Origin of the sequence: Coleofasciculus sp. E2-BRE-01, assembly GCF_040221695.1 — a bacterium.
Lineage (GTDB): Bacteria > Cyanobacteriota > Cyanobacteriia > Cyanobacteriales > Coleofasciculaceae > Coleofasciculus.
Window position 1 is genome coordinate 1 of sequence record NZ_JAVKEA010000050.1, and the last position, 20,684, is coordinate 20,684.

Sequence of the window (20,684 nt, forward strand, 5' to 3'; positions counted from 1 at the left end):
CAGATTTTTCCCCAAGAGTATTAAGAAAATCTTAAATATACATGGGTACGAATTGAGAAGGATAATTGGCTCAAACGCTTACATAGTCACGGTTTAGGCTTCTATCCTCAATCGGGATGGGGGGAACTTCAGTTTAAAGAATACTACCCGATTTCATTGAATCAAACCCTCTGTCAATAAAGCTCAAAGTATTGATGGGCTTTGCGGTTTTGGCTTTATGCAGCAAGCCCTAAATTAAGAGACGTCCCTTAATATTAAGAAACGTCTCCACTGGTGAGGCAACCATTTTTAATTTTCTAAGACATGTATCTTAGTGAGAAAATGTAAGTGCGAGTAAGAACTATCACGAAATTTTTGAAAGTTCATTGACGACCTGCATACGTCCACGACAGATTGCATGGAGTAACCTATCGATGGAATTTTTTTCTTCTTCGGTAAGACTATCCTCCAATAAAGCAGCCATGAGTCCATATCGGTCTGCCAGAGTAATTTTCCCACACATACTAACTTGGGCAAATAAATCGGCGATCGCGCCGGGTAAAAGTCTAACGGGGACTTGCATAGGACAAGTCAGAACTCGACATTAACTAGTATAAATAGTCTGGTCAAAGACTACCGTGATGATAGACTGAAACGTCTGTGATATCGTTCAACTTGAAATGTGATTCAAGTCTTCCGCAAAAGTGATGCAGGTCAGCGTGTTAGAAGGAGATGATCATTAGAGTATTCTAACAATTATAAGATTTTCTAAATCAATTTTGTAGAGAATTTTAGATTTTTCAGCCAGTCCCGACATCCGCCCGGAGTTCAAACTCCGGGCTAATAGCTTAAGTCCATTAAAATGGACTAAAACGCTTATCTAGTCATAGTGAGAATAAACTGAACGATATTACGTTAGGTAAATTTAGCCTCTTACAAATGACATAAGACATAAGACATAAGACATAAGACATCAGCTCAAAACGTGCCAAACCTTGATCGTTTTATCAGAACTGCAACTGGCGATTGTTTTACCATCTCGGCTCAACGCCACGGAAATAACCGAGCTAGAATGACCCCTTAAAGTGTGGATTTCTTCGCCTGTTTTCAGATGCCAAACCTTAACGGTATTATCAGAACTGCCACTAACTAACATTTGTCCCGCTGGACTGACGGCAACCGATAAGACGGAATCTTCATGACCTGTAATTGTGTGGATTTCTTCTCCGGTCTTCAGATTCCACACTCTAATCGTATCGTCATATCCCCCACTCACGACTGTTTGTCCATCGGGATTAATTGCCACCGACAAAACTGAACTTCTATGCCCAGTTAAGGTGCGGATTTCTTTCCCCGTTTTCAGATTCCAAACTTTAATCGTATCATCAGAACTGCCACTGACTAAATTCTGTCCATCAGGGCTAATCGCCACTGACAATACGGCGTCTGTATGACCAAATAAGGTGCGGATCTCATAGCCTGTGATCAAATCCCACAGCTTAATGGTACCGTCAGAACTGGCACTGGCTACGGTTTTACGATTTGGGCTAATCGCTACCGATAACACTGAGTCCAAATGTTCATCAGCCGTCATTATTTCTGTGCCAGTGTTTAAGTTCCACATTTTCAGAGTATTATCAGCACTGCCACTGACTAAAGTTTTACCATCAGGACTAATGGCAACAGAAACAACGGAGTCGGTATGTCCGGCAAGTGTGTGAATGATCTCCCTAGTTTGGAGATTCCACACTTTAATCATATTGTCATAACCGCCGCTAACTAAGGTTTCGCCGTCTGGACTAATGGCAACCGATAATACTGAGTCAGAAAAATCATTGAGCGTGAATTGATGTTCAATTAATTCATAATTTAAAACGGCGACCTCTAGGGGAGGTAATGGTGTTGACTCTTGATGACTTTCGGTGTTTAGTGTGGGTAAGGGCTGATCCAGTTGCGGCAGCAGTTGTTGGAGTTGCTCCCGTAAATCCTGCCGTTCCTGTTGTGCCTGCTGAAGCTGTTGTTCAATCTGGGCTAACTGTTCTTTCAGGGGAGAAAGCGTCTGCCAAACCCCTTGGGAAAATGACCATTTCGCCCACATCTGTCTCGCCCAATCTAATTGAACGGACTGCTGCTGCCAAAATTCTGAGGGTACAGACTGCGCCAAGGCAGGTGGATAGGGGGTCAAATCCCACCCACAGACAGAGCAACGATGCACATTACCTGGGATATATTGGGTTTGACAAACAGGACATTCAGACATGGTTATCCTCTGTGATATAAATTACAGGCGTTGACACTGGATAACGACTATAACCGCTTACAATAGAAAAGCCAGGGTTTTCAGGAGAAATAACAGCGCCAAAGCTGATCAAAAGCTTAAGGTTAGAGAAACCTCCAGCACCGAATTGGCGGTTTGTCGATCGCTCTCCCCTCAAGTCTCTAGAATTTTAGCGGCTGTAGGTTAATTTAAATTAAGCGATATCTTAAGCGATATCTGGGGGGAGGTTGCTAGGATATGACCGAGGTGCTGATTGAGTATGCTGGAGCTGAGTTTGAACCAAGCGTTGCAGATCCTCTCGACGCACCTCGGTTCCGGCTGTTAAATTACCAGGTGTATCAAAGAAAACGGTGCTATTTACCGTGTTAAGGGCTAACATCTGGAACAAAATGTGAGTGACTGGCACGGGCATCGCGATGATTTGAGGGTCCCAATTGGATTGAAAATCAGCCGCGTCTTTGAGTGTAGGAAAAGCATAGACAACATTTTTTTCGACCTCAGGCTGGGCACGATTACTCAGGGTCGTTACCACCCAACCTTGATCTAGGGTTTGGAGAATATGATAGTCCGAGTGGTGTAACTGACTGGCAAGCGTGGTTAGGACGGGGGCAATCGCCTCAACCATTTTCGGCGTCGTCCCGTCAGCCGGGGCATTGTCAATCAGGGCTTGAATTTGTTGGGTTAAATCCATCGAGCGATCCTCTTTTTGAGTCGAGTACCTCTTACTGCTATGTATGAGTCTAAACCCAGATTAAAACGGTTGTTGATATGTGTGTTAGGGTCTTTGTGAAAGAATGAACATCATGAGGGAAGTCTGCCAGGGCGTGGAGGCTATTTTTCAACTGCTATTTAACGAACTCCGGCAGTCTACGACTGCATCCGAGCAGAACTGCCGGGATGTAGCAGCACGTTTAGCAAATGAAGTTACTCGAATTTGTAATGAAAGCCATCGAATTAAGACGTCTGGAGATGTTGAAAGCTGGGCAAAGACCCTAGCCAACCATCGCCTCAAACAAGTCTTAAAGTATTACCGCCTTGGATCTCACCGGGGACGAATCGACCTTCAGAGTACGTTGAGTGCGATCGTCTACCGCTATATTACCCCGTCTCAAACCCCCGCGAGCTATCAAGCCCGCGTTACCCTGATTGAAGATTTCTTACAGGGATTTTATGTCGAATCCTTAAATGCCTTTCGGCGTGAGACATCCATTGACGAGAATTATCGTCCGCGATCGCTGTTGGAGTTGTCGGAGTACATGGCGTTTACCGAACGGTATGCCAAGCGCCGTATTCCTTTACCCGGACGGCGATCCCAGCAACTGCTGATCTTGCGGGCGCAAACCTTTTCTCAACAGCAACCCCCAGAAACCTCGGTAGACATGGATACCGCCGCCGAAGGGGGTACTCCCGATTCAGAAAATACCTGGAACGATGCCGCGATTCAGCAGGTGCGAGAGGTGATGGTGGCGTCTGAACCCGAACCCCTGGAAGCGAACCTGCGGGATAAAGTTGTTGAGGAATTGTTCGCCTATCTCGAAGAACGGCAACAACACGATTGTGCCGACTACTTCACCCTGCGTCTACAAGACTTGCCGACGAGCGAAATTGAGGAGATATTAGGATTAACCCCCCGTCAGAGGGATTACTTACAGCAACGATTTAAGTATCATTTAATTCGGTTTGCCCTTTCTCACCGTTGGGAACTTGTTCATCAATGGCTAGAAGCCGATTTAGAGAAAAATCTGGGGTTAACCCCCCACCAGTGGCAGCTATTTCAGAATAAAATTGATCCCCAACAGCGGGAATTGCTGCACCACAAGCAGCAGGGTCATTCCACCCAAGAAATAGCTCAAGCCCTAAGTTGTACAGTGACTCAGGTTGACAAGCGATGGTTTAAATTGCTGGAAATTGCCTGGGATATTCGCAATCGTTCAGTATCCGGATCAGGTGCATCTGAAGATGAATAGTGACATAAACAATAACTCGGACACCCTATACAGCCGCTTAATGGCTTGGCTGCTACAAGAGTCCGTTCCTGCTGCTACACCATCAGTCCATGGGCAACCCGACGGGTTAGACCCTATCGATGAGCTAGAAGCAGCAAATTTTCAATTTGATGAGTTAGATCCACTGGATGTTGAAGACGTGAACATTGCACCCACTATAACTGGCGACACCGCTAATGACCACACGCGAGTGGGTTCAGAAGAGATTCCTACTCGTGAGGACATTGAACTGGGCGGTACAACCCGCCCCTACAACTTGGGAGATATGCCGATCGTGCAAAATCGTTTTGAGGCGCTAATTAAGCGCAAACTGCAAGTAGAAATTGAACGTCATCCCCCCTTATTCCCCTGGGAGACGGACATCTATGAATACGAACCTGATATCTCAGACAGCGTAGCCTCGACTGGGGTTCCATCGGTTCAAGTCTGGACACCCCAACTCTTGAACCTACCGCTACCTGTCCCCATCCCGGAAAACGTTTTAGTCACCCTATTTAACGCTTGTTCGGAGTCAGTCTATTCCCCCTATCAATTGGGGCGAAAAATGGTCAAGGCTGTGGAAAACTTATTCCCCGCCCAATTCCAGTTGCTGAATAATCAAGCGCAAATGGTACTGTTGTCTTCGGGATCGGGTCGTGACCCTGAACAACTGCAACTGTTGCTCAAGGAACTTCCATCTCCATCCTATGACGAGGCAACTCCAGAGCAACAAATGATTCTGGCATTGTTAGCGGCTAAAGAAATTATTAGCACGTTGACTGTATCCCTTTCACCCAACCAGCCTTCGGTTGAACGCCAATGGCAAACCTCTGTCGGCGTTATCACCGTCCAGGCAGAGTACCAGATCCAAGAAGGTGTTCCCACCCTGCGGGTGATCAGCAATCTACCCGAAAGTGGCAGTTTGACCTTGCGTACACCTGAAGGTTCAGCCGTATCAGAGCGCACTTATCCCGGCTATGTGAGTGTTGAAGCCTTTGATTTGCCGCCGAATCAAACCTATCCCCTGGAAATTCGGTTCCAAGACTCAGACCAAAACCCCTTGGTTTTTGCGATTTACCCAACCATATAAGGGGTAAGGGTTAAGTGCTAGCTGTTAGACTTGGGAGCTTCTCTCACTCCCGACTGTGGACTTAGATACAATAGATTGAACCCGTGAATTTAACCTAACAGCCATCTCGCGCACAAGAGAGTCAATTGTTATGTCGAACCCTTCAGGGATGCAGCGAATCCGGCGTCTACCTGGTCTAAATCAGGTATGGCAGCGTCTTGGCACAATGCCACTGCCTCAAACCGAAGACTCGATCGGATTACGAGTCCTAGTCCAGGGGCTAGTGATTGTGGGAATTATCGCCACCGATATTGCTGCTGAAACCCAGATGAGTGTGTGGGCTGTACCCCTCTCTATCGTGGGAGCAACCTGGAGTTGGTATCGTCGCCGCCATCGCAACATTGCGGTTAAGTTCTTTTTGGCGATTGGGATGCTAATCGCTATGGGGGTATTCTTTAATAATTTATTAGCCAGCCTCAATGATACCCGCCTCGTTCTCGCAGAATTATTGATTCAAGTACAAGTCCTCCACAGCTTTGACTTGCCCCGGCGCAAGGATTTAGGCTATTCGATGGTAATCGGGCTGATTTTGTTGGGGGTAGCAGGAACCCTGAGCCAAACCTTAGCGTTTGCACCGCTACTGTTGATATTTTTAGCGATCGCGTTACCCACACTAATCCTCGATTACCAATCCCGCATCGGTTTATCACCAAAACGGAAAACGTCTAGGAAAAAAGCTAAACGTTCTTCGCCGCTGTCACTACGACGGTTAAGTATTTTTTTGTTAATTGTTATCGCCCTGGGTTTAGGGATTTTTGCCCTAATGCCTCGGTTTCCCGGTTATCAACTGCAAACCTTTCCGGTGAGTGCGCCCATGGATTTGGATGAGCGCTCGTTTGAGGGGAATAATCGGGGCGTTAATAATCCCGGATATCAGGGTGAAGGGGAGGGTTCTGGTGGTGAAGGAACCTCTCCCAGTCGGGGTGCGGGTGAAATGGATGAAACGTTTTACTATGGCTTTGGTACTCAGATTAACCAGAATCTCCGAGGTGCTTTAAAGCCAAAAGTCGTCTTGCGGGTGCGTTCCCAAGCCCCCGGATTTTGGCGGGTGCAGGCGTTTGACCAGTATACAGGTCAAGGATGGGAATTGTCTCGCGAAGATCAGGTACTAGAGGTGACTCGTCCGCCTTGGTCTTATCGATTCCAACTCTATCCGACTAGCTTTAATTTGGGTCGGACGAAAACGGTGATTCAAAGTTATACCGCCGTATCGGAACTGCCGAATATTATTCCGGCTCTAAGTTATCCTAAGCGACTCTATTTTCCCACCAGGGAAGTGGCAATTGATACAGAAGGCAGTTTGCGATCGCCTCTAGGGTTACTGGAAGGATTGACGTATACGGTAATCTCAGAAGTACCCGTGCGCGATCGCACCCGACTCCAACAAGCCCCGGAAACTTATCCCGACAATATTCAAAAATACTATCTTGATGTTCCGCCAGACATCGCGGATAAGGTGCGTGAAAAAACCGAACAACTTTTAGCCACCTCCCCCAAACCCCTCACCTCCACCTACGAGAAGGCGCTGTATTTAGCTCAAGCCCTGAAACAACGGTATCGAATTCCCGATAATCCCTTTGGACTTCCCTATTTACAAGAAGATGAGGATTTAGTTGAAGCGTTTCTATTTAAACATGAAGGTGGTTATCCGGATCACTTTTCCACCACCTTAACCATCATGCTGCGTTCAATTGGGATTCCGGCGCGGTTAGTCGTAGGATTTGATACCGGTCAGTTTAATCCCTTCACGGGCTTATATGTGGTCAAAAATACCGATGCTTACGCCATGACTGAGGTCTATTTCCCAAACTATGGCTGGTTTGCCTTTGACCCCATTCCCGGACATGAAATAGTTCCCCAAAGTGTGGAAGACACGGCAACCTTTAGCGTGCTGCGTCAGTTTTGGCAGTGGGTTGCTGGATGGCTTCCCTCACCCGTCAGCAATTTTATCGGGGAATTGTGGAATCTGGTTGTGGGTTCGCTGCTGCGGCTAATCGTGCGACTGTGGGTGATATTCTCAAGTAGTTGGATGGGATTGTTTGGCGGATTAATTTTCGCGATCGCGCTGGGGTTCGTCGGTTGGTTAAGCTGGGTACAGTGGCAAACCTGGCGTTACCGTCGCTGGTTAGGGAAGTTACCACCAATGGAACGGCTTTATCAGCAAATGTTAAAGGTTTTGGGGGCGAGAGGATATATTAAGCACCCCGCCCAGACGCCGTTAGAATATGCTAAGGTCATGCGTCAGCAGCAATCCTCTGAATCAGCTACCGTGATTGATGACATTTCTCAAGCTTATGTACGCTGGCGTTATGGTAAACAAACGCCGAATATCGATGAGCTGCGACAGCGACTGCGGCAGTGGATCAAAACGACTGCCCGATTGCCAAACAGAAGTCTGAGACGGTGAACTTTTCCGGAAAATCTCGAATTGGTACAGGAATTGAGTTATTCTTTGCCTGTTATCTTTCCCTAAACAAATATTTTAGGAGTTTCTTATGTCTACTGAAGCCATTCCCGTCAAACCCGCTGTCTTAATCACGATTATCAGTGAATCCGTACTCAAAGATCGTTTAATCAAACTGCTCAAAAGCAAAGGGGTAACGGGATATACCATCAACGATGTCCTCGGTGAAGGGGGTCATGGCAGGCGCATGGGAGATATTGTTGGGTATAACACCAATATTGAGATGAAAAGCGTTGTCTCCGCAGAAGTCTCTGACGATATTTTCCAAAGCTTAGCCGAAATGGAGAATAGTCATGCCTTAATTGCCTTCCGTCATGATGTAGAAGTGTTGAATAATTAAGAGCAGTGGACACATATAGCGCTACGCGCCAGGGAATAGGCAATAGGCAACACCTCGGCTTACCTCGACTTCGCTCGGTAACACGCTCGGTGTGTCATAGCATAGGCAATAGTGAAGACAAAAGCTTACCTGACAAGGGATTGACCCTTCGACTTCGCTCAGGGTCAAAGTGATTTGAATTTTCCTTTTATGTCCTAACCTTAGTGCATAGTGCTATAACTTAGAACAAGCAAACTGTAGTAGAGACGTTCTAGAGAGGTTCAGTCGGAACGTCTCTACTAAATTCTTATGGGTTTTGTCCGGTATCAGCGGTTGCTCTAAGTAGGTTGGTGGAAATAAACTCAACTATATTAAATTATGTTGACAAGCCTTAAACCCTTACAAATGACGAATGACGAATGACGAATGACGAATGACGAATGACGATCCCCACCGTTAGCTTTTATTGTGTCCATCTACTTATTATCCTGGTCGAAGAAAAGGGTAAATGTACCTTTTATTTTCCAATCGATAGAAAAAATGGGGGATTCCTGAAGAGCTAATCGTGATTTTGGAGGCTTGATTGAAGACCAAAAACAAGACAGAGTTTAACTAATCCCCCAGATAGACGTTGGCAGAATACTCAATTGGCGCTATGATTGACACCTAAAATCAGTCAAATACTTATACAATAACCGGAACAGACTTCAGTACAGCGCCAAAGACCAACAGCGTTAAGATAGGATGTCATCGGGATTTTCCCACGCTTTTTATATTGTCCTATTCATGCCTGCAAGAAGGCTGTCCGGACGTTTGCAACTTACTTATGGAAGCATGGATGGTCAAAAGTGTTTCAATAGCTACTTGAAGACCATAAGTGTAGAGACTACCTCCGATTGGACTATATCTTTAGTAAAAAGTGATGCTCCCAAACCCTGATGTAATGACAGCACGCCCCTTCCCCAGCCAACCCCCTAATTCAGCGAATGGCACACCCTATATCGCGGCTTCTGACAGAACACCCGTTTCCGCCCTGAAAGAACTTGTGGCTTGCCTACACCGAGAACAACATAAAATCCAAGATTTGTTAAGCTCACTGGGATTTGCCCTACGCAGCTTCAACAATTTGAATCAATTTTTAGAATTAATTCCCTTGATGTCAGCACGGGTAACCGATACGGAGGGAGGCGCATTGGTTTTGTTAAAACCAAATGGTAAACTCCGGCTAGAACAGGTGCATTGCCAAGATAATCAAGAGTGTCAAACCTTGCGCCCAGCACTTGAACGGGCAACTCAGACGATCACGGCTCAAGGCAATGAGGATGGAAAATCGGTAATGAGTCCAGAACAGTTGGACGCCATTTGGTCATCATTTGACGATCAGGTCAATCGCTATTTAGACACAGATATTCAGTTATTTGGCACACCGATTTTAATTAAAAATGTCGAACGAGGACGTTTATATGTGTTTACTGATGACCTGAATTATAGCTGGACGCCAACTCGACAGAAGCTAGTTCGTTTGGTAGCCGATCAAACAGCCGTCGCGATCGCGAATGATGAACTGACTGTAGAACTTCGCAAAAAAGAACGCTTAGATCGAGAGTTAGAAATTGGCGCGGAAATCCAATTACGCCTCCTCCCCCGTCAATGTCCCTCGATTAAAGGAATTGAACTGGCGGCTCGGTGTCAGACGGCAAGTCGAGTCGGTGGGGATTATTATGATTTTATTCCCACCAATTATGATCAGCTTCGTCCGATCCCGCCTTGTGACAATAAACATATTGATGATCACAAAGCCTCTGTACCTTGGAGCGTGGTTATTGGTGATGTCATGGGCAAAGGTGTACCAGCGGGCTTGATTATGACAATGACGCGGGGTATGTTGCGAGCAGAAGTCCTCAACCGTCATACCCCTGCCCGCATCCTGGAACATTTGAATCGAGTGATGTATGCGGATTTGGAAAATTCCAATCGATTTGTCACCCTGTTTTATTCGGAGTACGATCCTCAAACCCGGATTTTGTCCTATAGCAATGCTGCCCATAACCCCCCTTTCTTATGGAAAGCGTCCACCCATTCCATCCAACGTCTGGATACCGATGGGATGTTGATTGGCTTAGAGGCAGATTCTCAATATGAAGATGATCAAATCCAACTCGATGTAGGAGACACGATTATCTATTACACGGATGGATTTACTGATGTCGCCAATCAACACGGTGATCGCTTTGATGAGGAAAATCTGATTGAAGCCTTTCGGTGGGCGTGCGAACATCGCCAAGGCTCCCAACCCATCCTAGATTACCTATTTGAGCGGGTGGGAGAGTTTATGGGCGGGAAAAACCGTAACGGAGATGATATGACCTTGGTCGTGTTGCAGGTAAAATCTTCCGAGTAACCTATTTAAAGGCAATCATCACCATGGCTGTTATGGAAGTGCAAGTTCTATCGTCTGTTGTCACTGGTCTTCATCCCCTGATTGACCTGGTGAGTCCATGGCTAACTGATGGACTGGTGTTAGCCCAGCAATTTGAAGAGCCGGATATTTTGGGTCAAATTCAACAGGCGTTTAATAATTTCATTGAATCGGGTCAAGTCTGGGCATTTTTGATTGGTTTAGTTATCGGTTATATTTTTCGGGGGATGAGTTCGTTTGGGTGATTTGTCCTTTGTCATTTGTCCTTTGTCATTGGTGAATCGGTATTGTGACGGAACAAACAACGTGGAGTCAGCGATTTGAATCGGCACTACATCCGGCGATCGCACAATTCAATGCCAGTATTGGGTTTGATATCGAGCTGATTGAGTATGATCTGACGGGTTCAGTGGCTCATGCGAAGATGCTGGCACACACTGGCATTATTTCAGCCGCTGAAGCAGATCAACTGGTGAACGGGTTAGAACAAATTCGTTCAGAATACCGCCAGGGAAAATTTAACCCCGGTATTGACGCCGAGGACGTTCATTTTGCCGTAGAACGACGCCTCACGGAACTTGTAGGGGATGTGGGGAAAAAACTGCACACAGCGCGATCGCGAAATGACCAAGTGGGTACAGATACGCGACTCTATTTGCGGGATCAAATTAGCCAAATTCGGACTCAGTTACGACAGATGCAAGGGGTTTTGCTGACTCTGGCTGAATCCCATGTCGAAACCCTCATCCCTGGCTACACCCATCTCCAACGCGCCCAGCCGTTGAGTTTAGCCCATCATTTGCTGGCGTATTGGGAAATGGTGCAACGGGATTGGCAACGATTGGGGGAAATTTACCAGCGGGTGAATATTTCTCCTTTAGGGTGTGGGGCGCTAGCGGGGACGACATTCCCCATTGATCGGCACTACAGCGCCTCCCTGCTCGACTTTGGTGATGTTTATCGTAATAGTTTAGATGGGGTGAGCGATCGCGACTTTGCCATTGAATTTTTGACGGCGGCGAGTCTGATTATGGTTCACTTGAGCCGACTGTCGGAGGAAATTATTCTCTGGGCGTCTCAGGAATTTGGCTTTGTTACCCTCAAGGATAATTGCTCGACAGGTTCGAGTATTATGCCGCAAAAGAAAAACCCGGATGTGCCGGAACTGGTACGGGGCAAAACGGGGCGGGTGTTTGGGCATCTGCAAGCCATGTTGGTGCTGATGAAAGGATTGCCTTTGGCGTATAACAAGGATTTGCAGGAGGATAAAGAGGCATTATTTGACAGTGTGAAAACGGTTAAAGGATGTCTGGAAGCGATGACAATTCTGTTGCGGGAGGGGCTAGAGTTTTGTCCTCCGCGTCTCGCCTCAGCCGTGGCGGAAGATTTCTCCAACGCTACCGATGTGGCGGATTATTTGGCAAGTAAAGGGGTTCCCTTCCGAGAAGCCTATAACTTGGTGGGTAAAGTGGTGAGAACCTGTCTAGGGGCGGGTAAACTGCTCAAAGACTTAACGGTGCCAGAGTGGAAAGAAATCCATCCTGCCTTTGAGGAGGATATTTATGACGCGATCGCACCGACTCAGGTGGTTTCTGCCCGCAACAGTTACGGGGGAACAGGATTTGAGCAGGTACGACGCGCCTTGGCTCAAGCCCAGGAGCGGATGGTAGGTTTGTAGTAAGCGCTTTAGCGCTAGATGGCACTAAAGTGCCGACTACGAACCCCTATATGTTCAAAACTATCTCCTCGAAGCTTGTAATCGGGTCAAAACTTCCCAGATTCCGGTACACTTTGGAATGGTTCATCCTATTAAAAGTACTAGCAGCAATAATGGAGATTGGTCAAAAAGTTCAAGTTTGTCGTCTCAGAGACCGGGTGTCGGGCGATATCGTGAATAAACTAGGGAAAGTTGGCATCGTCAAAGACTTTAAAATGACAGATGGCAGCGGTGTCGGTGCGATCGTCGAATTTGACGACAGCACGGCAACCTGGTTTTTTGAAGATGAACTCAAACCCGTCAGTTAGTGACGACTTCCCCAGCAGCGTCCAGCAAAATTATGGCTTTTATTCTCACCTTTTTAGGCAAAGGCGGCACCGGTCGCACCACAATTGCGATCGCGGCGGCTAAAAAGTTCGCAAATCTTGGTCAGCGTGTCCTTTTGGTCGGGCAAGATCCCACCCCGGCGTTTGGACTGTTACTGGGAACATTTCCTAGGGCTGATCCGACGGAGGTGGAACCGAATCTGAAAGCGGTTCAGCTTCAGTCTACCCTCCTCCTGGAACGGAGTTGGGACGAGGTGAAAAAGCTAGAGGCAGAGTATTTGCGATCGCCAACCCTGAAAAATGTCTATGGTCAAGAATTGGGCATTTTACCGGGGATGGATAGTGCTTTAGCCCTGAATGCGATTCGCGAATATGACGCCAGTGGTGAGTATGATGTGATCATCTATGATGGCAGCGGCGATCAAGCCACATTGAGGATGCTGGGGATGCCGGAAATTCTCAGTTGGTATTTTCGCCGCTTTCGCCAAATCTTTACGGAGTCGGATCTGGGTAAGGCGATTTCCCCATTTATCCAACCGGTTACCAGTGCCATTCTTAATGTGACCTGGACACCCGACGATTTTGCCAATAAACCGACTCAGCAAACTAGCCAAATGCTGGAACAGGGTAAAACCGCTGTGGCTGATCCGAATCGGGTGGCGGCGTATTTGGTGACAACCGGAGATACGGCGGCTTTAGCGACGGCTAAGTATTTCTGGGGGAGCGCCCAGCAGGTCAATCTGACGGTGGGGGGGGTTCTGTTGAACCAAATTCCAGCAACGGATACGTTAGCGGCTGATTTTGCCCCGTTAACGGTTAGCGCTTTGCCCCAGTTATCTCAGGTGGCTGATTGGCAACCGTTGATGGATGCCTTACCTGATTTTAAACAAGCGATGCAAGCGCCCAAGGCGATCAGCATAGATGTGGCAAATCGTCAAGTCAGTTTATTTTTACCGGGCTTCGACAAAAAGCAGGTGAAACTCACCCAATATGGTCCAGAGGTGACAATTGAAGCGGGCGATCAGCGGCGTAATATTTGGCTTCCGCCCCAATTAAGCGGTCAAGCGGTGAAAGGGGCGAAGTTCCAAGATCAGCATTTAATCATTTCGTTCTGATTGTCTTATGTCATTCGTCATTCGTCATTCGTCTTATGTCATTCGTCGGGGTGGGTGTAGGGTGCGTTAGCGGAGCGTAACGCACCATTTCAAACGATAATAGTGAAACCTGCCTCTACTTATCGGTTAGGGCGGGTTTTGAGGTAACGTTATCATTAAATACGCAAATACGCGAAATTCCCTAAATCAGCCCCTACAAAACAGGTTCTCTTGAGCCAAGCGAAGGTTAAGTCGGGGCGGGTTTAGTTAAGTTAGTGGTTTGATCCGGAGCGTTATTGGTAAAACCCGCCCCTACACACTCAACACTTAATACTAAAATGTCTAACTCTCCCTCAACCGAACAAACCGATAAAACAGGAAAAACTCGCCAACTTCTAGGCATGAAAGGTGCCGCCCCGGGTGAAAAATCTATCTGGAAAATTCGTCTCCAGTTAATGAAACCGATTACCTGGATTCCCTTAATCTGGGGGGTTGTCTGTGGCGCGGCGTCGGGCGGTGGATATACCTGGACACCAGAAGATATCCTGAGAGCGGTGACGTGTATGTTACTATCGGGTCCGTTGATGGCGGGGTATACCCAAACCCTGAATGACTTTTATGATCGCGAATTAGATGCGATTAATGAACCTTACCGCCCGATTCCCTCTGGAGCAATTTCGGTTCCTCAAGTGGTGACTCAGATTGTCTTGCTATTGCTGGCGGGTATCGGTGTGGCGTATGGGTTAGATCAATGGGTGGGTCATGAGTTTCCCACGTTAACCTGTTTAACCCTTTTTGGGGCATTTCTTGCCTATATTTACTCAGCGCCGCCATTGAAGTTGAAAAAGAATGGTTGGCTGGGAAACTATGCCCTCGGTGCGAGTTATATTGCCCTTCCCTGGTGGGCGGGTCATGCTTTATTTGGGGATCTGAATTGGACGATTGTAATTCTTACTCTGTTTTATAGTCTGGCAGGTTTAGGCATTGCTGTGGTGAATGACTTTAAGAGTGTGGAAGGCGATCGCCAATTGGGGCTGAAGTCTATTCCGGTGATGTTTGGCGTGGGGACAGCGGCTTGGATTTGTGTGCTGATGATTGATATTTTTCAAGCCGGGATTGCCTGGTATTTGATTAGCATTCATCAAAATCTCTATGCGGCAATCCTGCTGCTGTTAATTGTGCCTCAGATTACATTTCAGGATATGTATTTTCTGCGATCGCCCCTGGAAAATGATGTGAAATATCAAGCCAGCGCTCAACCGTTTTTGGTTCTGGGGATGCTGGTTGCAGGGTTAGCGTTAGGTCATGCGGGGATTTAGGATTGAATTGTAGAGACGTTCCAGCGGAACGTCTCTGTTGTTGATAGTAGCCAGTCAGATCACATTTGTTTGTGTAGCAGCGATTTCAATCGCCATGACTAGACAATTATTGATTACCCAGAAGCCAATAGGTAACCATTTCGCCTCTCCCCCTAACATTAATCACTCCTCGTTTTTCCCACTGATAGTTATCCCTAAGTTGCTGATATGTTGCTTCAGTAACTTGAATCCGTCCCGCTTCACCAGAGGATTCCATGCGTGAGGCAATATTCACCGCATCTCCCCACAAATCATAGATAAACTTCTTCGTTCCAATCACCCCAGCCACCACAACGCCTGTATTAATCCCAATGCGGATTTTAATGTCCTCACCCAGTTCAACTTGAAAGCGTTTCATCGCCGCTTGCATTGCCAGTGCCATTTGCGCGATCGCCTCAGCATGATCGGATCGAGGAATCGGTAAACCAGCCGCTACCATATAGGCATCACCAATAGTTTTTATCTTCTCTAATCCTAATTGATCGACCAACTGATCAAACCGGGAAAAAATCTGATTGAGTAACTTAACTAACTCAATCGGTTTTAACCGTGCCGCTAGGGGAGTAAATCCCACTAAATCCGCAAACAAAATGGTCACATCATTAAACTGTTCAGCAATAACATCAGGATTATTTCTAAGCTGCTCAACAATCGGCTGAGGTAAAATATTTAGTAATAACTGTTCTGACTTTTGTTTCTCGACATAAAGGGCAGCTTCTGCTTGCTTGCGATCGCTAATATCTCGTGCGACTAAAATAGCCGTTTCTGTAGACAAGGGAGAAATCGTTTCCGCCAACCAAATCTCCTTGCCATTAATCGGCAGGGAATATTCAATCGAGACAGTTTCCTGGGTTGATATTGCCCGGAGAATTCCCTGGAGAATCAGATCCGCTTGGGGACGTGGCAAATCCTCATCGAGTTTCCTGCCGATCATCGCCTCCGGTAATTTGTAAACATTTGACGTCTTGGTAGGAATCATATTTAGACAGCGTCCCGAAACATCTCTCACTGTAACCATATCGGTCATTGCCGCAAAGAGAGCTTTCATTTCGGCTTGCACTTTCTTCTGTTGCAGCACCGTTCCTAATTGAGCCGCCACCCCATTCACCAAATCACTTAACCGTTTGTCCTCCGAACCATTTGCATGGGTAAAAAACACCAGGATTGCTAATACAGAAGAGGGAGAACTCAATAAACAACTGTTGCCTTGGCGTGTCGGTTGATCTGGCTTAACATTGGCAATAATTGGTACGCCAAAGCCCACTTTAAAACCACAGGCTGTGGCTGATTCCAATCGCAGCAAAACATCATCAATCTGACTTAAATCGCTGATCCATTGAGAGTGTTGAGTTAACCAAACCTGTCCCGGAATCTCTTCTCCTGGATAAAACGTGAGTAATTTACTATACTCTCGGAAACTTTCAATGGCTACAGACAAATTCGGATCAAGTCCTTGGCGTTGACAATGCCAACGGCGGCTAGATATTAAAATTGACTCATCGGTAGAAGGAATCCAAGCTTCGCCATAAATCCAACCCGTGATTTCACATAACTGCTGTAATGCTACCTCTAAAGCTGTATCAAAATCGGGCGCTGCATTAATTGCCTGAGAAAGGTTTAATAAGAGTTTTACCTCTTCTTCCGCTTGTTTGCGATCGCTGATATCCTGCTGAGAACCGACAACCCGCACAGGCTGTCCGTTTTCATTCCATTGCACTTGTCCCCGTGCCAAAATCCATTTATAACTACCATCTTGGCAGCGCATCCTGTACTCAAACTTGTAGGGGGGAGTTTTTTGCGTTAAATGGTCTTGCAATGTGGCTAAAACTTGATCAATATCTTCTGGATGGACGAGATTACGCCAACGATCAAAGCTTTCCAGTACGGTTGGATCGGTGTAACCTAGCATCCCTCCCAAGTGAGGGGAAGCAAATACTTTTCCAGTGGCGATATTCCACTCAAAGATGCCATCCTGAGTACTATTTAGCACTAATTGCCAACGTTCTTCACTTTGGCGTAACGCGGCTTCGGTTTGTTTTTGAGCCGTAATATCCGTAATTAAACCTTCTAGATAAAATACCCTACCATCGGGGTAAAAAATCCCCTGACCTTGTTCACAAACCCACTTTAATTCACCAGTTGCGGTGATAATTCGATAAGTGAGTTGGTAAGAATAGTTATTGTCTAGAGCCGCTTGTACCTGATCAAATACAGAGTTTTGGTCATCAGGATAAATTAGTTGATTGTAGGTGAGTATTTTTTTCTGGGTGAAGGCTTCAACCGGATAACCCGTGAGATCATAGCAGCCTTCACTGATAAAAAGCATCGTCCAGTCTGAGTCATTCAGACAACGGTAAGCAATACCGGGTATATTACTCATTAACGTTGCCAGACTGCGTTGGCTTTCCGCTAAATCAAACTCCGTTTGTTTGTGTTCTCGCGCTTCCATTGCCAAAGACACTAAATCAGCCAATGATCGGGCAAAATTCTGGTCTTCTGCTGTCCAATGGCGAATGATTTTCACTTTCCCTAAACAGACAACTCCGGCGATTTCTCCTCGGATTTGAATTGGCACATCCAGAACCGAGGTGATGTTACAGGGAATCAAATAAGACGCCGATAATTCTTGGGTTTTGGGGTCAGTTTGGGCATAATCGGCGGCAATCAGTTGGTCGTGTTGTAAGGCATTAAAATAGGTCGGATAGTCCGCCACAGCGAGTTCAATCCCTTGGCTGTGTTGGTTGTGATTCTTGTCAAATAGGTCAAGACATTGGAGTTTGCTTCCGGTTTTATCGAATAACCAAATCCCCGTGCGGTCAACGCCCAGACTTTGTACACCAGCTTGAGTAATTTCAGCGAAAGCGGCGTTTAAATCGCCTTGATGGATAGCGGGACTTTTGGCTAATTGAGTTAATACCCGGTTATGATTACGCAGCGCGATCGCACTTTCCCGTAAGGCTTGTTCGGCTTGCTGTAATTTTTGCGTCAAGGCTTCAAGTTGGCGGGATTTTTGCTCCGACAGCCAGGTTTCTTGAATCCCTTGGCTGACTTGAGATAACATTTCAATCACCAAGTCTGATTGATTAAAGTTAAGTTCTTCAACTCCTAACCAAGGAAGCGGTTTAATCGGTGTTTGACTCCTGTGGATCACCTGAAATTGTCCACCGGGTAAAACTTGTCCAATATAGGAATGTTTGCCAACATGATGATTGGGTTGAATTTGAATCAGTCCCCCCGGTGCGGTAAAACTTTGATTGTATGCTGCCAACCGCACCTGATCAACGGTAAAGGATTGGGCAGATTCGACGGCTAATTTCCACAGAAAAACTTGACTATAAGCCGCTTCAATTGGATCAGACGTAACTCGATTTGTGCCATATCGCGCCTGGAATTCCTGCACAAACCGATTATTTTCTGGTGTGTTTAAACTCTGGAAATAACTCCAACTGGCATAATGTCCAACCGCCGCATCCTCCATCGTTTGCAGTTCCACTTCTGCGACACTTACCGCCAGAATCGGAATGTCCTCAGCAGTTATCCCAGCATCTCGGTATTGACGATAGAAAAATTGATTTCCTTGTCCATTAAGGGTATTGAAAACAACATCCGGCTGGGTTTGCTGAATGCGTGCGATCGCGCCACTAAAATCTGTCTCTGCCAAATCAACATAGTCTTCCCCAACAACTTCCCCACCCTGTTGCTTGAGTTGACAGGTGATAATCTTATTTAAAGTACGGGGAAAAACATAATCGGAACCCAGCAGATAGAATCGTTTTCCTTTGTGAGATAGTAACCAACTGACGGCGGGTTCCACTTGTTGATTGGGACAAGCGCCCGTATAAAAGATGTTAGGAGACTGTTCTAATCCTTCATACTGTACTGGATACCAGAGGAGAGCATTCAATGTCTCAACTATGGGTTTAACCGCTTTACGAGTAGCCGATGTCCAACAGCCAAAAATGGTAGTTACGCCCTCAAATTGAATCAGTTGTTGAGCTTGGCGGGCAAATTCTGCCGGATCAGACGCACCGTCAACCACAAGCGGCTCAATCGGTTCACCCAACACGCCTCCAGCTTGATTGATTTGTGCGATCGCCATCAGTGCTGCATCAATTAATGGTCTCTCACTCAAAGCCATTGTGCCAGTTTGGGAATGCAAGATACCAACTCGCACTCCCGATGCAGAAGATGGTTGGTTTAAAGGCAACATGATCAAAGCCTACGGTTATTTTATACAGAGTGTATGAGGAATCCATAGATAGTCCTTTTCAAGGCAATTGAGTGGCAACCAGGAGTTTTTGCCAAATTAAATTTGGTTCACAGAAAAATACAGGGAAAAATCCAAGTCCTATTTTTATTAAACCAGCAGCCAAATCTCTTAGTCAAACTGATAAATTTTAATTATGGTACTCCCTAATTCAGGACTATCAATCACTACTCAGATTGTCCTAATAATATTGTAGTTTAGTTCAACGTAATTAGTTCAGGAAAATTGAGGGTAAATATTTTAGGTGTTTGAGAGGTATTTCAGGTAAATTCAGATATATTGAGTTCAGATCTAATTCACTTGGTAAGATTATGTTTGTCTAAACCGTTATTATTTCCTTCCACCTTGTCACCTTCCTGCTTTCTTCCTGCCTTCTGCCTTCTTGCACTACTCCCACTCCACTTTTAAATTGGGCATCAACCGTTGCCAGTTACTTAAAAGCTTTTCTTGCCAGGGCATTTGTGTTGAACCTTTAACCCTTAGCTGAGTCGTTTTTTGTTTGCGTACACGAATCACAAATCGAGACAAAACACTCATACCCGAACTGTTGAGAAATTCGAGCTGCTGTAGGTTCATCGTAATTAGGGGAAGTTCTTGAACCATAACCTGATCTAGTAATCCCTCGATGGGTTTATAATCATTAATTAAACTTTCCCGCAACAAACCCTTGAAGTTCACAGTTGCCGTTGTTGGTTCATACCATACCGTGTAGTCTTCGGTCTGAATGTTCATTCGATATACTCCATCCTAGTCCTGATAACTTAATTAGTCGTTAGCTGTACCATCGTTGTAACTGTTTTCAATTCAGAGTTTTGGTTAATGGTTTCAATTTTCCATCCCAACTTAGCACTATAATCATTAGTCATGCTGAGAAAACCCAACTGAGATTGCTCACTATTCTCTTCAGCACCTTTTTCTAATTGACGAAAATAAAATTCATTAACATCTGATCTGAGCAGTTCATCAACGAATGCCTTCAGCTTGTCCAAGCGTGCGTGATCAACGCAATTTATAGCAATTAATACTAAATTATTTTCCTGTAAACAGCTACTTATTTTTATTGGATGTTTTAACCGATTATCATGAAATTTGACGCAATTTTCTAATAACTCATTGGTGATATAAGTTGCAGCACTCTTGATTTTCAGTTGTCGTTCAAACGTGTGGATATCATCCTCATGAGTAGGAAAGAGATTGGCGATATAGTCTGTCATGAACGCCACAGACAAGTAGCGAGTTTGCTTGCGGCGGACGCGGGAAATCGCGTGAACATACAATTCCAGCGTAAACAGCTTGTAATCGGCAAGTATATCGTCTCTGAAGTTTCCCAATATCTGATTCTGATTCAT

16 protein-coding genes are annotated in these 20,684 nt (G+C 45.9%); 10 read left to right on the forward strand and 6 right to left on the reverse strand.

Annotated features, from left to right (window positions below; genetic code table 11):
* Positions 1–343: 343 nt before the first annotated feature.
* The 3 genes from RIG66_RS05540 to RIG66_RS05550 all read right to left on the reverse strand — a co-directional run bounded on the left by RIG66_RS05540 (position 344) and on the right by RIG66_RS05550 (position 2,948).
* The gene (locus RIG66_RS05540) at positions 344–562 is read right to left on the reverse strand and encodes a hypothetical protein (protein ID WP_446375976.1); all 219 of its coding nucleotides are present in this window, start codon (positions 560–562) and stop codon (positions 344–346) included.
* Between the two features lie 390 nt (positions 563–952).
* Positions 953–2,239, reverse strand: coding sequence for a WD40 repeat domain-containing protein (locus tag RIG66_RS05545; protein WP_446375978.1), 1,287 nt, complete (start codon positions 2,237–2,239; stop codon positions 953–955).
* Positions 2,240–2,462: 223 nt separating this feature from the next.
* On the reverse strand, positions 2,463–2,948 hold the full coding sequence (locus tag RIG66_RS05550; RefSeq protein ID WP_446375980.1) for a hypothetical protein: 486 nt from the start codon (positions 2,946–2,948) through the stop codon (positions 2,463–2,465).
* Between the two features lie 112 nt (positions 2,949–3,060).
* On the opposite strand from RIG66_RS05550, the gene hetZ reads away from it, so the two are divergent.
* The 10 genes from hetZ (at position 3,061) to chlG (ending at position 15,029) form a co-directional block, all read left to right on the forward strand.
* Positions 3,061–4,224 carry a heterocyst differentiation protein HetZ gene (hetZ, locus tag RIG66_RS05555; protein WP_446375982.1) on the forward strand — a complete coding sequence of 388 codons (1,164 nt, stop codon included), beginning with the start codon at positions 3,061–3,063 and terminating at the stop codon, positions 4,222–4,224.
* Positions 4,217–5,332, forward strand: a complete 1,116-nt coding sequence (locus RIG66_RS05560) for a hypothetical protein (protein WP_446375984.1) — start codon at positions 4,217–4,219, stop codon at positions 5,330–5,332. The genes hetZ and RIG66_RS05560 overlap by 8 nt, the downstream gene beginning before the upstream one ends.
* A 130-nt stretch (positions 5,333–5,462) precedes the next feature.
* Positions 5,463–7,778, forward strand: a complete 2,316-nt coding sequence (locus RIG66_RS05565; RefSeq protein WP_446375986.1) for a transglutaminase TgpA family protein — start codon at positions 5,463–5,465, stop codon at positions 7,776–7,778.
* A gap of 88 nt (positions 7,779–7,866) precedes the next feature.
* Positions 7,867–8,175: a P-II family nitrogen regulator gene (locus RIG66_RS05570; RefSeq protein WP_446375990.1), complete on the forward strand. Its 309-nt coding sequence runs from the start codon at positions 7,867–7,869 to the stop codon at positions 8,173–8,175.
* Positions 8,176–9,097: 922 nt separating this feature from the next.
* Entirely contained in the window at positions 9,098–10,555 is a 1,458-nt protein-coding gene (locus RIG66_RS05575; RefSeq protein ID WP_446375992.1) for a GAF domain-containing SpoIIE family protein phosphatase, read from the forward strand.
* 23 nt (positions 10,556–10,578) lie between these two features.
* Positions 10,579–10,818 carry a hypothetical protein gene (locus tag RIG66_RS05580; RefSeq protein WP_446375994.1) on the forward strand — a complete coding sequence of 80 codons (240 nt, stop codon included), beginning with the start codon at positions 10,579–10,581 and terminating at the stop codon, positions 10,816–10,818.
* Positions 10,819–10,862: 44 nt separating this feature from the next.
* A complete protein-coding gene (gene argH / locus RIG66_RS05585) occupies positions 10,863–12,251 on the forward strand; it encodes an argininosuccinate lyase (protein ID WP_446375996.1) in 1,389 nt (462 codons plus the stop codon).
* Positions 12,252–12,403: 152 nt separating this feature from the next.
* Positions 12,404–12,598 (forward strand): cytochrome b6f subunit PetP, encoded by a 195-nt coding sequence (gene petP / locus RIG66_RS05590; protein WP_006103502.1) that lies wholly within the window; start codon positions 12,404–12,406, stop codon positions 12,596–12,598.
* Between the two features lie 32 nt (positions 12,599–12,630).
* On the forward strand, positions 12,631–13,731 hold the full coding sequence (locus tag RIG66_RS05595; RefSeq protein ID WP_446375998.1) for a Get3/ArsA fold putative tail anchor-mediating ATPase NosAFP: 1,101 nt from the start codon (positions 12,631–12,633) through the stop codon (positions 13,729–13,731).
* Positions 13,732–14,048: 317 nt separating this feature from the next.
* A complete protein-coding gene (gene chlG, locus RIG66_RS05600; protein ID WP_446376000.1) occupies positions 14,049–15,029 on the forward strand; it encodes a chlorophyll synthase ChlG in 981 nt (326 codons plus the stop codon).
* 106 nt (positions 15,030–15,135) lie between these two features.
* On the opposite strand, the gene RIG66_RS05605 is transcribed toward chlG, so the two are convergent.
* From RIG66_RS05605 to RIG66_RS05615, 3 genes are all read right to left on the reverse strand, one after another.
* Positions 15,136–19,278, reverse strand: coding sequence for a transporter substrate-binding protein (locus RIG66_RS05605; protein WP_446376002.1), 4,143 nt, complete (start codon positions 19,276–19,278; stop codon positions 15,136–15,138).
* A 444-nt stretch (positions 19,279–19,722) separates the two neighbouring features.
* Positions 19,723–20,067 carry a slr1659 superfamily regulator gene (locus RIG66_RS05610; protein ID WP_446376004.1) on the reverse strand — a complete coding sequence of 115 codons (345 nt, stop codon included), beginning with the start codon at positions 20,065–20,067 and terminating at the stop codon, positions 19,723–19,725.
* Between the two features lie 29 nt (positions 20,068–20,096).
* Complete coding sequence (locus RIG66_RS05615) at positions 20,097–20,684, reverse strand: DUF6272 family protein (protein WP_446376006.1); 588 nt, start codon at positions 20,682–20,684, stop codon at positions 20,097–20,099.

Excerpts from the sequence above, each read along its gene's own strand:
- RIG66_RS05595 (WP_446375998.1), top strand. The coding sequence starts at position 12,631 with ATGGCTTTTATTCTCACCTTTTTAGGCAAAGGCGGCACCGGTCGCACC.
- petP (WP_006103502.1), top strand. The coding sequence starts at position 12,404 with ATGGAGATTGGTCAAAAAGTTCAAGTTTGTCGTCTCAGAGACCGGGTG.
- RIG66_RS05610 (WP_446376004.1), bottom strand. The coding sequence starts at position 20,067 with ATGAACATTCAGACCGAAGACTACACGGTATGGTATGAACCAACAACG.
- RIG66_RS05615 (WP_446376006.1), bottom strand. The coding sequence starts at position 20,684 with ATGAATCAGAATCAGATATTGGGAAACTTCAGAGACGATATACTTGCC.
- RIG66_RS05570 (WP_446375990.1), top strand. The coding sequence starts at position 7,867 with ATGTCTACTGAAGCCATTCCCGTCAAACCCGCTGTCTTAATCACGATT.
- hetZ (WP_446375982.1), top strand. The coding sequence starts at position 3,061 with ATGAGGGAAGTCTGCCAGGGCGTGGAGGCTATTTTTCAACTGCTATTT.
- RIG66_RS05575 (WP_446375992.1), top strand. The coding sequence starts at position 9,098 with ATGACAGCACGCCCCTTCCCCAGCCAACCCCCTAATTCAGCGAATGGC.
- RIG66_RS05550 (WP_446375980.1), bottom strand. The coding sequence starts at position 2,948 with ATGGATTTAACCCAACAAATTCAAGCCCTGATTGACAATGCCCCGGCT.
- RIG66_RS05605 (WP_446376002.1), bottom strand. The coding sequence starts at position 19,278 with ATGTTGCCTTTAAACCAACCATCTTCTGCATCGGGAGTGCGAGTTGGT.
- chlG (WP_446376000.1), top strand. The coding sequence starts at position 14,049 with ATGTCTAACTCTCCCTCAACCGAACAAACCGATAAAACAGGAAAAACT.
- RIG66_RS05580 (WP_446375994.1), top strand. The coding sequence starts at position 10,579 with ATGGCTGTTATGGAAGTGCAAGTTCTATCGTCTGTTGTCACTGGTCTT.
- RIG66_RS05565 (WP_446375986.1), top strand. The coding sequence starts at position 5,463 with ATGTCGAACCCTTCAGGGATGCAGCGAATCCGGCGTCTACCTGGTCTA.
- RIG66_RS05545 (WP_446375978.1), bottom strand. The coding sequence starts at position 2,239 with ATGTCTGAATGTCCTGTTTGTCAAACCCAATATATCCCAGGTAATGTG.
- RIG66_RS05540 (WP_446375976.1), bottom strand. The coding sequence starts at position 562 with ATGCAAGTCCCCGTTAGACTTTTACCCGGCGCGATCGCCGATTTATTT.
- RIG66_RS05560 (WP_446375984.1), top strand. The coding sequence starts at position 4,217 with ATGAATAGTGACATAAACAATAACTCGGACACCCTATACAGCCGCTTA.